Source organism: Paenibacillus macerans (assembly GCF_050565405.1).
Lineage (GTDB): Bacteria > Bacillota > Bacilli > Paenibacillales > Paenibacillaceae > Fontibacillus > Fontibacillus macerans_B.
Genome location: NZ_JBNYYG010000066.1, coordinates 18449 through 30878, shown reverse-complemented (window position 1 = coordinate 30878; position 12430 = coordinate 18449). Strand labels below are relative to the sequence as shown.

The 12430-nt window shown below is 57.6% G+C and carries 11 protein-coding genes and 1 riboswitch; of the genes, 7 read left to right on the top strand and 4 right to left on the bottom strand.

Features of this window, described 5'->3' with window-relative positions:
* The first annotated feature begins 645 nt into the window (after positions 1-645).
* Positions 646-2586: a heavy metal translocating P-type ATPase gene (locus tag ACQ4N8_RS24690; RefSeq protein ID WP_430707008.1), complete on the top strand. Its 1941-nt coding sequence runs from the start codon at positions 646-648 to the stop codon at positions 2584-2586.
* Positions 2587-2665: 79 nt separating this feature from the next.
* On the opposite strand, the gene ACQ4N8_RS24685 is transcribed toward ACQ4N8_RS24690, so the two are convergent.
* Positions 2666-2962, bottom strand: coding sequence for an RNA polymerase alpha subunit C-terminal domain-containing protein (locus ACQ4N8_RS24685; RefSeq protein ID WP_430707007.1), 297 nt, complete (start codon positions 2960-2962; stop codon positions 2666-2668).
* A 219-nt stretch (positions 2963-3181) separates the two neighbouring features.
* Between ACQ4N8_RS24685 and trxB the strand changes: the two genes are divergently transcribed.
* Both trxB and ACQ4N8_RS24675 read left to right on the top strand, forming a co-directional pair.
* Entirely contained in the window at positions 3182-4132 is a 951-nt protein-coding gene (gene trxB / locus ACQ4N8_RS24680) for a thioredoxin-disulfide reductase (RefSeq protein ID WP_430707006.1), read from the top strand.
* 30 nt (positions 4133-4162) lie between these two features.
* The gene (locus ACQ4N8_RS24675; RefSeq protein ID WP_430707005.1) at positions 4163-4399 is read left to right on the top strand and encodes a glutaredoxin family protein; all 237 of its coding nucleotides are present in this window, start codon (positions 4163-4165) and stop codon (positions 4397-4399) included.
* Between the two features lie 130 nt (positions 4400-4529).
* On the opposite strand, the gene ACQ4N8_RS24670 is transcribed toward ACQ4N8_RS24675, so the two are convergent.
* Positions 4530-4727 carry a hypothetical protein gene (locus ACQ4N8_RS24670; protein ID WP_430707004.1) on the bottom strand — a complete coding sequence of 66 codons (198 nt, stop codon included), beginning with the start codon at positions 4725-4727 and terminating at the stop codon, positions 4530-4532.
* 306 nt (positions 4728-5033) lie between these two features.
* Here ACQ4N8_RS24670 and ACQ4N8_RS24665 point away from each other — a divergent pair, with 306 nt between their 5' ends.
* Entirely contained in the window at positions 5034-6164 is a 1131-nt protein-coding gene (locus ACQ4N8_RS24665) for a transglutaminase domain-containing protein (protein WP_430707003.1), read from the top strand.
* A gap of 54 nt (positions 6165-6218) precedes the next feature.
* Here the strand turns inward: ACQ4N8_RS24665 and ACQ4N8_RS24660 are convergent, their stop codons facing one another.
* Entirely contained in the window at positions 6219-7691 is a 1473-nt protein-coding gene (locus ACQ4N8_RS24660; RefSeq protein WP_430707002.1) for an amino acid permease, read from the bottom strand.
* Between the two features lie 137 nt (positions 7692-7828).
* A riboswitch (Lysine riboswitch) is annotated at positions 7829-8028 on the bottom strand.
* A gap of 183 nt (positions 8029-8211) precedes the next feature.
* Positions 8212-9357: a virulence factor gene (locus tag ACQ4N8_RS24655; RefSeq protein WP_430707001.1), complete on the bottom strand. Its 1146-nt coding sequence runs from the start codon at positions 9355-9357 to the stop codon at positions 8212-8214.
* A 518-nt stretch (positions 9358-9875) separates the two neighbouring features.
* On the opposite strand from ACQ4N8_RS24655, the gene ACQ4N8_RS24650 reads away from it, so the two are divergent.
* Genes ACQ4N8_RS24650 through cydS form a run of 3 tightly spaced genes read left to right on the top strand, consistent with a single transcriptional unit; the run spans position 9876 to position 12361 of the window.
* Positions 9876-11225, top strand: a complete 1350-nt coding sequence (locus ACQ4N8_RS24650; RefSeq protein ID WP_430707000.1) for a cytochrome ubiquinol oxidase subunit I — start codon at positions 9876-9878, stop codon at positions 11223-11225.
* A complete protein-coding gene (locus ACQ4N8_RS24645) occupies positions 11222-12253 on the top strand; it encodes a cytochrome d ubiquinol oxidase subunit II (protein ID WP_430706999.1) in 1032 nt (343 codons plus the stop codon). Before ACQ4N8_RS24650 ends, ACQ4N8_RS24645 begins: the two co-directional genes overlap by 4 nt.
* A 6-nt stretch (positions 12254-12259) precedes the next feature.
* Positions 12260-12361 carry a cytochrome bd oxidase small subunit CydS gene (gene cydS / locus ACQ4N8_RS24640; RefSeq protein ID WP_430706998.1) on the top strand — a complete coding sequence of 34 codons (102 nt, stop codon included), beginning with the start codon at positions 12260-12262 and terminating at the stop codon, positions 12359-12361.
* The last annotated feature ends 69 nt before the right edge of the window (positions 12362-12430 follow it).

The following is a 12430-nucleotide window of genomic DNA, read 5'->3' as shown; positions in this document are numbered from 1 at the left end:
GTGGGGGAGGAGGCCTCCTCCCCCACCACCACATCCTCCTGATGGATGTTTCTACTGGTTTACACAAACTTCTTGACGCTACCCCGATAACGACCAAAAACATGAATTCTATTCGATTTTTCATACAGAATATTGGATTCCGTCTTCCTAAGGCGCAATTAAGTATGGTATTTCATATACATTCCGTCAAAATAGACGGAAATGGCGAATTCTATTCGGTTTTTCGTATATAATTCTTGATTATTCCACTAGGGTTGCATTAAAGGCGGAGTCATCTTAATGGACCGGAGTTGAGTGAAGTTGAGTCGAATGGAGTTACGTGCTGACATGGAATAACTGCGAAAATGCCGTTGTTCTCGGCCATGAGGCGAAATTCGCTCAAATAACTGCGTTAATACAGGTAAACAGTCGGTATTCCAGAATTTCGCCTGTTTACAGAATGGAAAATATAGCTTAAAATGAAACTAAAGTTTCACTAAACCAAAATTATTGTCCTAGTACAAAAATGATTATCGTTCTCAATAGCATGCTGCTCCGGGGATTCCCGGGGCAGCTTGTGTCATTTTTAGGGGGTTAACAATAATATTCATTCTCAGGTGAAACGGCCGAAAGGGAAGAAACCTACGAATCGAGGAGGAGATTGCCATGGATGCTGCCCATAGAAGAACGATGCCCGTCGCGCAAAAAACGATGAACCAGCCCAATCCGGGAGGACGCCGCCGGTTCTCGTGGCTCCGGCTGCTGCGTCACCGGGAGATGCTGTTGGCGCTCGGGAGCGGGGCGCTAATGCTCTTGGCCTGGGGGGTGCAAGGATGGTCCCCGTGGTTATCGGTGACGTTGTACATTGCCGCTTATACGGCTGGCGGATACTTGAAAGCTCGGGAAGGGCTCGTTACCTTGTTCAAGGAGCGGGATCTGGACGTCAATTTGCTGATGATCGCCGCTGCGCTGGGGGCGGCTTCGATCGGATACTGGAACGAAGGGGCCATGCTGATTTTTATCTTTGCGCTGAGCGGGGCCTTGGAGTCGTTTGCCAGCGAGCGGAGCCGCAAGGATATTTCCGCGCTGATCGCCATGAAGCCGGAAACGGCGCTGCGCATCGACGGGGACGGTATGAAGGAGGTTGCGGTCGAGTCGCTGGCCATCGGCGATTTGCTGCTGGTGAAGCCAGGGGAAGTGATTCCGGTGGACGGGGTGATTCGCAGCGGGGGTTCTTCGGTGAATCAATCGGCGATTACCGGAGAGTCGATCCCCGTGGATAAGCAAATGGGCGACGGGGTATATGCCGGAACGCTTAATGGGGAAGGGGCGCTTTACGTCGAAGTGACCAGCCCGGCGGAAGGTACCTTGTTCGCCAAAATCATCGCTCTGGTCGAGCAGGCCCAGCTCGAGGTCCCAAGCACGCAGCGCTTTATCAAGCGGCTCGAAGGCGTGTATGCCAAAACGGTCGTAGCCGCCACGTTGGCGCTGATTTTGCTCGCGCCGCTGCTGCTGGGATGGAGCTGGCCGTTCGCCTTCTATAAGGCGATGGTTTTTCTGGTGGTAGCCTCGCCTTGCGCGCTCGTGTCGTCCGTGATGCCGGCGATGCTGTCGGCGATGTCCAAGAGCGCCCGGCGCGGCGTGCTGTTCAAGGGCGGAGCCCATATGGACAATTTGGGCGGCGTGAAGGTCGTTGCCTTCGACAAGACCGGCACCCTGACCGAAGGCGCGCCGGTCGTCACCGAGCTGTGCGCCGCCGAAGGATTCGACCGGCTCGAGGTGCTGGCCGCCTGCGCCGCCGCGGAGAGCCTGTCGGAGCATCCGCTGGCCAAGGCGATCGTGCGCAAAGCCGAAGCAGAAGGGCTCGACGTCCGCAGCGCCGATGAGCTGCAAGCCTTGCCCGGCTGGGGCATCGAAGCGGTGATCGGGGCCGAGGTATGGCGGGTAGGCAAGGCGGACGAAGCCGATCCGCGGCTGCCTGCGGGACTGGCCGAGCGGCTGCGCGCCCTGATCGGCGAAGGGCACACGGTATCCGCCATCCAACGCGGCGGCGAATACGCCGGCCTGATCGCGCTGCGCGACGAGGTCCGCCCGCAGGCCAAGGCCGCCATCGCCCGGCTGCATGAGCTTGGTATCGCCGCCGCGATGCTGACGGGCGACCGCGGCGGCACGGCCCGCGCCGTCGCCAAAGAGGCCGGCATCGACCTCGTGTACGGCGACCTGCTCCCGCAGGAGAAGGTCGAGCACGTCAAGGCGCTGCGGGCCCAATATGGCGGCGTCGTGATGGTCGGCGACGGCGTGAACGACGCGCCGGCGCTGGCGGCGGCGACGGTGGGAGTGGCCATGGGCGGCGGCGGGAGCGGCGCGGCGCTGGAGGTGGCGGATGTCGTGCTGATGAACGACAGCCTCGAGCGGATCGCGGAGACGATATCCCTGGCCCGGCGGGCCCGGAGGATCGTGAAGCAGAACCTGGCGTTCGCCGGCGCGGTCATCCTGCTGCTAATCGTGAGCAATTTCGCCCAGGGCATTCCGCTGCCGCTCGGCGTGGTCGGGCATGAGGGCAGCACGCTGCTGGTCATTTTGAACGGATTAAGGCTGCTGCGGTAGCCGGGCGGATCGGGCTGCTCCGATTCCTGACGCCGGTTTCATGCGGCTTCGCGCAATCCTGGCGGCGAGATTCGATCCGTTAAGACTCGCGGAACGATAATCCTTGCGACTGCAACGCATCCCGGAGGATAGGCATCGAACGCGGTCCCATCCCGTGAAGCCGCAAAATCTCGCGTTCGGAATAGCTCGCAAGCTGCTGCAGCGTCGTAATTCCCTCATGCTCCAATGCCCGTCTTGCAGGGTTTGCAAGCAACGATAGAAACCCGGTGTCCGGTTTCCGTTCCTGCTCGCATTTCGGGCAGGTCGGGCAGTCGCTGCTTTTGTAGTATCGATGCCCTTTTTCACAGATCCTTAAAGTTTTTTGCGAGTCCGCCATGTACGCGTCGCCTCCCGAACATTAATAAAATAGTCAAACGGTTTGTGCCGGGTTGCCGTTCCATCGATTCTTCGACGTCTTCATCATTCCTTCATTTAAACTTCACGGAACCCTTTCGGTACGATCATTGACATGATGCTGTCGTTTTCACATAATTAAAAGCAGATGATATTATTCCATTTTATAATAGAATGTATCCAATTGGGAGGATTTGATAATATGCATAAATCGATTATTATCGGTACCGGACCTGCGGGGCTGACCGCCGCGATTTACCTGGCCCGCGCCAACATGAACCCGCTGATCATCGAAGGGCCGCAGCCGGGCGGACAATTGACGACGACGACGGAAGTGGAGAATTTCCCGGGTTTCCCGGACGGCATCATGGGACCGGAATTGATGGATAACATGCGCAAGCAAGCGGAGCGTTTCGGCGCCGAATTCCGCACGGGCTGGGTCAACAGCGTGGACCTGAGCAAGCGTCCGTTCACTTTGCAGGTGGAAGGGCTCGGCGAACTCGTTACGGAAACGCTGGTATTGTCCACGGGCGCGACGGCCAAATACCTGGGCATCCCGGGCGAGCAGGACAACGTCGGCCGCGGCGTAAGCACCTGCGCGACCTGCGACGGATTCTTCTTCCGCGGCAAGGAAATTATCGTGGTAGGCGGCGGCGACTCCGCTTTGGAGGAAGCCGGCTTCCTGACGCGCTTCGCTTCGAAAGTGACTCTTGTACACCGCCGCGACGAGCTGCGCGCTTCGAAAATCATGCAGGACCGCGCACGTTCCAACGAGAAAATCGAATTGGCGCTGAACCGCACGCCGCTGGAAGTCGTCACCGACGACAAGGGGGTTACCGGTTTGAAGGTGCGCAACAATGCGACCGGCGAAGAAGAAATCATTTCGGCCAGCGGCGTATTCGTGGCCATCGGCCACCATCCGAACACGGCGTTCCTCGGCGGACAAATCGACACGGACGCGAACGGATATATCGTGGTGAAACCGGGTTCTTCGGAAACCAACGTGCCGGGCGTTTTCGCTTGCGGCGACGTGCAGGATACCCGTTACCGCCAGGCCATTACGGCCGCAGGCAGCGGCTGCATGGCGGCGATCGACTGCGAGAAGTACATCGAGAACCTGGAGCATGAAACGGCAGCCGCTGCCGCAAAATAATCAAAGCTAGATCGAAGGGAGTAACCATTCATGGATAACGTGATTGTCTACACCAGCACCAATTGCCCGCATTGCCGTCAAGTGAAAAGCTTTTTGAGCGAAAAAGGCATCTCGTACGAGGAACGCAACATCGAGCAAAACGACGAATTTGCGCAACAGGTATGGGACATGGGCATGCGCGCCGTACCGGTCACGCTGATCGGCGAGCATCGTATCCTCGGCATGAACAAAACCCAATTCGACAAAGCGTTGGCTGAACTGGCTTAAGCCAGGCCCACGGCTGCGCTCATCGTACAAAAAAACGGCGATACAGGGAGACCCTGCATGGCCGTTTTTTGCGTTTGGCGGAGCTTGATCGGGCCGGTTCGTCCGATATGCATGCTGCCTATGTAACGGGTTAATTGATGAGTCCGGCGATCAACTGGAAGATGAAGTAGCCTACAATGCCGCTGCCGATCAGGGATAAGCCGGATTTCTTGCGTCCCTGGAACAAACGCAGTACCCCCAGACTGACCAGCGGGGCGATAATGAGCAAGAAGAACATGACGGCAATAAACAGTTCAACGGAAATATCCGAAATATTCACGATGGTCATCCGATCGCCTCTCCGTTTCTCAAGGAATGTTTTGCAATATGGCAATGACATAGATCACAAATACGATATTTTTATTATACCTAAGCCCGGCTTTCTTTTGTAGAAGATGAATGTGAAAAATAAGCGTCGATTTCGCGTCGTTTTGGCGAATATGGACATCTTTCCGAAGGCCCGGCGGCACTCCCGTCCGTTCGACAAAACTAGAAACCTTTTGCGTCAAAGCCTGTGTTACAATGGGCTTGAAGGGCCGCAAACACACACTTGTCTACGCTTGCCATAGCTTGTTCAAGAAGGTGGGGGAGCCACATGGGGAAGAACAGGAGATTTACAAAACGATGGCTGATCACCGGAGTGATCGGCGGGCTGCTGCTGGGCACCGAACCGCTGGGATGGATCGCCGTTCCGGTTAAGGCGGCCACGGAGCCGGTTACGGTTACCACCTCCAAGCAAATGCAGCTCACGCTGGCGGAAGGGATGGAAGACCGGAAAACGACCATCACCCTGAAATATAAAGGTTCGACCAAAAACCTGGAGAAGCTGTTGAAGCAGGCGGTGAACGACGCGCTGGAAGCGGATCCGTACACCAAATATATCGTGGACCGCTACGTGTACTCCTGGCGGGGCACCTCCGGTTCGGCCAAAATCACGCTGCAGATCGATTACCGCGAAACGGCCCCGCAGACGGCGTATGTGAGCGAACGGGTGCAAGCCATCCTGAAGCAGCTGATCGGGCCGGACATGAACGCGCATCAGAAAATCAAAGCGATTCACGATTATGTCGTGCTGAATTTGAAATACGATACGGATTTGCAAAAATATACGGCTTACGAAGGGCTGCGCACCGGCGAGGCGGTATGCCAGGGGTATGCCTTGCTGACTTACGAGCTGCTGAAGGAAGCGGGCATTGAGAACCGGCTGGTCGAAGGCACGGCCGGCGGCCAGCTGCATGCCTGGAACCTCGTTAAGCTTGATGGCCGCTGGTACCATCTGGACACGACCTGGGACGATCCGGTGCCCGACGTGCCGAAGCAAGTGAAATATGGCTATTACTTGCGCACGGACGAACAGATGCGCAAGGATCACAGCTGGAATGCGGGCGATTATCCCAAATCGAACGTGGCGTATCTGGTCCTGCTTAACTCGTTGATCGACCAGGGCGGAACGAAAGCGGATTTTTACGGTAACCTGAAAGAACGGCTCGGTTACGATTTGTACGATGCCGAAGCGGCGGTCTCGGATGCGAAAGGGCTGGCCGATCAGGTGAAGAAGGGGATTCTGGCCGACGAGTATACGGTAACCGTCCGTTATGCCGGTTCGGAACGGCAACTGCTGGAGGATTTGGCGGCCTTGTACGGTCTGGGCATCCGAAATATCCGCTATCTGGTGCAGCCGCTGGAGGGTACCGAGGATCTGCGGGTAGAAATTCATTGGGAGTAGGAAGCAGAATCAAATAACCCCCATCCGTGACGATTTGCCGGATGGGGGTTTGTTTTATTTTTGCACATTTGCCGGATGAACCTCGAAATCGCATTCCTGCAGCGGAATCAGTTTCGATTTCTTGGTCCATTTGTATCCGAGCCAGACGATCAGGAACAGCGGTACGCTGATGTAGGAGACGACGACGCCGTACCAGTCGATCGTTTCGCCCGCAAAGGCGGACAGGTTTTGCCCCAGGATGACGATAAAGCAAAGCACGAAGGCAAAGATCGGGCCAAACGGGAACCAGCGCGCTTTATACGGCAGGTCGTTCAAGTCCCGGCCTTGGGCGACATAGGCCCGGCGGAACCGGTAGTGGCTGATGGCGATGCCCAGCCAGGTAATGAAGCCGCACATGCCGGAGGCGTTAAGCAGCCAATTGTACACCACGCCGTCGCCGAACAGCGAGGCCAAAAAGGCCAGCATGCCGACGAGCGTCGTCAATAGCAGCGCGTTCATAGGAAGGCCGCGGCGGTTCAATTTGCCGAGGAATTTCGGCGCTTTGCCGCGCTTGGCCAGGGAGTACAGCACCCGCGAGGACGCGTACATGCCGGAGTTGCCGGCGGACAGCACGGACGACAGAATGACGGCGTTCATGACGGAGGCTGCAAAGGCCATGCCGGCTTTTTCGAACACGAGGGTAAACGGGCTGACGCCGATGCTTTCGATCCCGCCTTGCAGCAGGTTCGGATTCGTATAAGGAATCAGCAGGCCGATCACGAGAATGGCCAGGATGTAAAAGACAAGGATCCGCCAAAACACCTGCCGGATGGCCCGGGGTACATGTTCGCGCGGGTTGTGGCTTTCCCCGGCGGCGACGCCGACCATTTCCGTTCCCTGGAACGAGAAGCCGGCGGCCATAAATACGCCAAGGATGGTGAAGAATCCGCCATGGAACGGTGCGTCGCCGATCGTGAAGTTGGAGAAGCCGACCGCTTCGCCGCCCATAATCCCGAAGATCATCAGCACGCCGACGATCAGGAATACGATGACCACGACGATTTTGATCATGGCGAACCAATATTCCGATTCGCCGTAACCTTTGACAGACAAAATGTTAAGTCCGACGATTAAGGCCAAAAACAGCACGCTCCATAGCAGCGACGAGCTGTCCGGGAACCAGTACTTGATGATCAGCGTCGCCGCGGACAGCTCGGCCGCGATCGTAATCGCCCAGTTGTACCAGAAGTTCCAGCCCATGGCAAAGCCAAGGGACGGGTCGACGAAGCGGGAGGCGTACGTCTCAAATGAACCGGAATCCGGCATATAGGTTGCCAACTCGCCAAGGCTGGTCATCAGGAAATAAACCATAATGCCGACGGCGGCATAGGCGAGAAGCGCCCCGCCGGGGCCGGCCGAAGCGATTGCGCCGCCGCTCGCCAGGAACAGGCCGGTCCCGATCGAACCGCCCAGCGCGATCATCGTCATGTGGCGGGCTTTCAGACCCGGTTTGAGCCGGTCGTCCGCCACCGTATTTTTATTACTCATGGATGAAACACTCCTTCTAACACCGTAGTTTTTCCCCGGAGCCTGCCTCTGATGCGGTGCGCAGACCTTGAGCCGCATAGAAAAAGGCCGCGGAAAGGATTCCGCGGCCATACTTATACCGTGTATCCGCACCATTCCATGAAGATAGCTCAACACGAAATTCCCCGGGTGACGGGAACATCGTGACAGTTCTGTCCCTTTCGGAAACAGCCCCAGCCCGGGTGCCGATAGAAGCGGGCAGCCAAGCTTCGGCGACGGCGCCTTTCGACCGGATTCCCAGGCGGCTTCTGGCGCCTCCTCCGGTGTACTCTTCACAATCGCGACCTCTACCTCACCGTAAATGATGAGGTTCCATATGAAGTTCATAAAGCGTCTTTCCATCACGCTGCTGGATCAAGGAGCATACTCGCTTAAACACTTAAATACTTGCCTTGACACATTTTCATAGTATATAGCAAGCCCGCCGGAGGGGCAATGTCTATTTAATGACAACTGGCCGGACAAACAGCCGGGGCGGCCGTCACCGGCTGCCTCCCCGGTCGCGGCCCGCCATTTGCTGCCAAACGGTGCCGGCCGCCTGCTCGCCGGACTCGATCCGCTCGACGGCCATGCGCGCCTGCAGGCCGACCTCGAACTCGGGATCGTCGGCCGCGGCGCGCAGCGCCTCAAGCGCGTCGTCGGTCCCGACCTCGTACAGGAAGCGGGCCGCGCGCCAGCGGACCAGCTTGCTGCTGTCCGACAGCGCTTCGATCATCGGCCCCGTGGCCGCGGGATCGCCGATGTCGGACAGCGTGTCGCCGGCGGTGCGCCGCACGGCGGCGGAGGCATCGCGCAGCGCCGCGTACAGCAGCTCCATCGCCTCCGGCGTCCGCAGGTCGCCGAGGTAGACGACGGCGAGCCGGCGTAGCTGCATCTGCGGGTCGCGCAGCGCGTCCGCCAGCAGCGGCAGCGCCTCCGCGGCCGGCTGCTGCAGCGCCTCAAGCGCGGCGTAACGCACGCGCCAGTCGCTGTCCTGCATGCGCTCGCGGATTTCGTCCAGGCCAAGCTCGCGCCGCTGTTCGACGAACTCCGTCTCGCTGCGGCCGTGCGCGATCGCCTGGTCGACGATGCCCTTCAGCCGCTCCGGCGGATAAGCCGCCTCCAGCTCCTGCTCGACCTCGCGCGCGATGTCGGCCAGCTCTCCGTAGCGGACGCCGTAGTCGCTCAGCTTGCGCTCCTTGATCAGCGTGGCGCTGGCCACCTCGGTCACCGCGTTTACGAACCGCTCGGACAAGCTGATCCGCTCCTCGCGATTCCCCGCTTTGACGCGGATTTGCATCGGGATGCCGCGGAAAAACTGCACGAACACCTGCGCTTCCCCGTATCCCGTCGCCTCATCGCTGTCCGGGCTCCAGGCCGATTCCACGCCCTCCTGGCCGAATTGCTGCTGCACCTCGGACAAAATGGCCGCCCAATCGGCGCTGCCTTTGCGATCCAGGGCGACGAAATCGGCGGTGTGGAACACGCTCTTCACTCCGGGGATGCCCAGCAATCCGCGGATCCAGGACGGGGCGGAGCGTTCGTTATCCAGCGTATATGTTTTCCGGATCCCCGGCTCCAGGCTTTCGTCCAAATGCAGCTTCATGGAATTCGGGCTGGGGGTCGGTTCGATGAATATGATTTTCATAGAATGTTCACATCTCCCTTTCTTAAGGCAATGAAATAATCGGCTTAACGGACCGAGGAGACCTTATTTCGGTTAAGGGCGGCTAAATGGCGGTCATGAGAGCCCAATAAGGTCTCTGGAGTCCGTTACAGCGGGAAATAGCCGGGAAATGGGCAAATAAGGTCATTACGTTCCGTTATGTTCAGTCGCGTCACTGATATCCCTAGCTTCCTCCAAGCTTCTCGGTGCTGAAAAGCCGATTCTTTAAATTTTAATTTCATTGTACCTCAAATGGTCAAAGGAATAAAAAGGAACTTCGGCGACACACTAATCAGGCAGGGAGGCGAAAGCATGTTTCATAAACAAGAGAGGACCCTGGTCATCGTCTGCGTCGTCGTCGCCGTCATGATGCTGTATGCCTTCGTCAAAAGCATCATCCGCTTTTTGCACTATTATTAGCGGGAGTTCACCCTATTGAAATTCGGTAGTTCAACCCGTCGGCATTTGTTCACAAAATACGATTGATCCAAGGAGGAACCATGGCAAATCTCGATCCGGTGACGTTAAGCCGCATGCTGACCGGGCTGACTTTGTTCGTACATATCGTGTTTGCGTCGATCGGCGTCGGCGTGCCGCTGATGATCGCCCTTGCCGAATGGCGGGGCATCCGCGCCAACGATCCCCATTATACGCTGCTAGCCCGACGCTGGGCGCGGGGGTTCGTCATTTCGGTGGCGATCGGCGTCGTGACGGGCACGTCGATCGGTCTGCAGCTCAGCCTGCTGTGGCCGACCTTTATGCGGGTGGCCGGGCAGGCGATCGCGCTGCCGCTGTTCATGGAGACGTTCGCCTTTTTCGTCGAGGCTATTTTTCTGGGCATCTATCTGTACACCTGGGACCGGTTCAAAAACAAGCTGCTGCATCTCCTGCTGCTGATTCCGGTCGCGATCGGCTCCTCCGCGTCGGCCTTCTTCATTACGACACTGAATGCGTTCATGAACACGCCGCAGGGATTTACGCTCAAAAACGGCGTCATCGCCGATTTCCGGCCGCTCGTGGCCATGTTTAACCCGGCTACGCCAACGAAGGTGGCGCATGTGCTGGCTTCCTCCTATACGGTCAGCGCCGGCTTGCTGGCCGGCATCGCCGCCTTCAGCCTGCTGCGCGGCCGCAACCATGCGTACTTCAAGAAGGCGCTGAAGCTGACGGTCGTCTCGGCGTTTACGTTTGCGCTGGCAACGGCGGTCATCGGCGACTTCTCCGGCAAATTCCTGGCCAGGTACCAGCCGGAGAAACTGGCTGCCGCCGAATGGCATTTCGAAACGATGGAACGGGCCCCGCTCATTTACGGCGGCGTGCTGGACGAATCGGGAAATATCAAGTATGCGCTGGAGATCCCGTATGCGCTCAGCATTCTGGCCGGAAACTCGCCGAACACCAAAGTGGTCGGACTGGAGGAATTCCCCGAGGATGAACGCCCGCCTTTGCTGATCCATTATATGTTCGATTTGAAGGTTACGATCGGTGCCCTGCTTGTCCTGATCCCGTTCTTGTATTTGCTGCGGCGCAGGTTGCCCGGCGGCAAAAAGGGATATCCGGTGTGGCTGCTCATCGGCATTTTGGCGCTGGGTCCGCTGGCGATGACGGCGATCGAGCTCGGCTGGATGTTCGCGGAGTTCGGGCGGCAGCCGTGGATCATCCGCGGCTATATGAAGGTGGCCCACGCCGCTACCACCTCGGAGAGCGTCGGACCGATGCTGGTCCTGTTCGTCGTTTTGTACATGGTGCTGTGCGTCTCTTGCGTCGCGGTCTTATCGCGGATGTTCCGCAATAAGGACGTCCTGACGGAAATGCGGCAGGCCGGGATCGAAGGGGGGAGCACGAAATGAGCTATGAGCTGGTCGGCATCACCGTGCTGTGGACATTCCTGTTCGGCTACCTGATCGTCGCCTCCGTCGATTTCGGGGCCGGCTTTTTCAGCTATTACAGCGTGGTTACGGGCCATGAGAACAAAATTCACGATATCATTCAACGTTACCTGTCTCCGGTATGGGAAGTGACGAACGTGTTTTTGATCTTTTTCGTCGTGGGGCTCGTCGGTTTTTTCCCGGATTCCGCTTATTATTACGGCACCGCGCTGCTTGTTCCAGGGAGCCTCGTAACGGCGCTGCTCGCGTTGCGGGGGGCTTATTACGCTTACAATACCTATGGCAGCAGCAAGGCGAACAACAAAACGTACATGGCGATCTACGGCGCAACGGGGCTTCTGATCCCGGCCGCGCTGTCGACGATTTTGGCGATTTCGGAGGGCGGCATCATCGGCGAAAGCCAGGGCAAGGTCATCCTGGATTGGGGGGCCTTCTTCGGCAATCCGTATACATGGTCGGTTCTGCTGCTGGCGCTCGTCTCCGTATTGTATATTTCGGCGATGTTCCTTGCCTTTTACGCTGACAAGGCAGGCGACCGCCCGGCTTTCGAGGTGCTGCGAGGTTATGCGCTGTTATGGAGCGGGCCGACGATTCTGGCCTGTGTATTCGCCTTTTTTCAGATCAACCGGCAAAATCCTGAGCACTTCGTACATATGCTGGAGGTATCGTGGATGTTTCTCGCTTCGCTCGCCTGCTTTCTGGGTGCCGTTTATCTGGTATGGAAAAAAAGCAGGCTGGGGTGGTCCTTCCTGCTCGTCATGCTGCAGTTTGCCTTTGCCTGGTACGGGTACGGGCGGAGCCACCTGCCGTATATTCTCTATAAGCAGGTGAGCATCTACGAGAGCTTCACGAATGAAACGATGGCCGTCGCGCTCATCACCGCTTTCGTGGCCGGGTTGGTGGTGTTGATCCCTTCACTGTTTTTGCTGATGCGGTTGTTTCTATTCGATGCGAAATACGTGCGGGGCAGCTCGCCGGAGAAAGGGTGAGAGCGGATGGAATGGTTTCTCATCATGGTGGCGCCGGAACTGGTCGTATTCGGAGCGGTGCTGTTTCTGTTCCTGTACGCCTGGAAATATAAGGACCCGACCGATTGATGCCGGGCATTTGGAATGCCGCCTGAAATTGTTTTAGAATAGGAGATAAAGAAAAGCGGAGAGGAGCAC

Bases quoted from the DNA above. Each gene is read 5' to 3' on its own strand.
- ACQ4N8_RS24690 (WP_430707008.1), top strand. From the start codon at position 646: ATGGATGCTGCCCATAGAAGAACGATGCCCGTCGCGCAAAAAACGATG.
- ACQ4N8_RS24685 (WP_430707007.1), bottom strand. From the start codon at position 2,962: ATGGCGGACTCGCAAAAAACTTTAAGGATCTGTGAAAAAGGGCATCGA.
- trxB (WP_430707006.1), top strand. From the start codon at position 3,182: ATGCATAAATCGATTATTATCGGTACCGGACCTGCGGGGCTGACCGCC.
- ACQ4N8_RS24675 (WP_430707005.1), top strand. From the start codon at position 4,163: ATGGATAACGTGATTGTCTACACCAGCACCAATTGCCCGCATTGCCGT.
- ACQ4N8_RS24670 (WP_430707004.1), bottom strand. From the start codon at position 4,727: ATGACCATCGTGAATATTTCGGATATTTCCGTTGAACTGTTTATTGCC.
- ACQ4N8_RS24665 (WP_430707003.1), top strand. From the start codon at position 5,034: ATGGGGAAGAACAGGAGATTTACAAAACGATGGCTGATCACCGGAGTG.
- ACQ4N8_RS24660 (WP_430707002.1), bottom strand. From the start codon at position 7,691: ATGAGTAATAAAAATACGGTGGCGGACGACCGGCTCAAACCGGGTCTG.
- ACQ4N8_RS24655 (WP_430707001.1), bottom strand. From the start codon at position 9,357: ATGAAAATCATATTCATCGAACCGACCCCCAGCCCGAATTCCATGAAG.
- ACQ4N8_RS24650 (WP_430707000.1), top strand. From the start codon at position 9,876: ATGGCAAATCTCGATCCGGTGACGTTAAGCCGCATGCTGACCGGGCTG.
- ACQ4N8_RS24645 (WP_430706999.1), top strand. From the start codon at position 11,222: ATGAGCTATGAGCTGGTCGGCATCACCGTGCTGTGGACATTCCTGTTC.
- cydS (WP_430706998.1), top strand. From the start codon at position 12,260: ATGGAATGGTTTCTCATCATGGTGGCGCCGGAACTGGTCGTATTCGGA.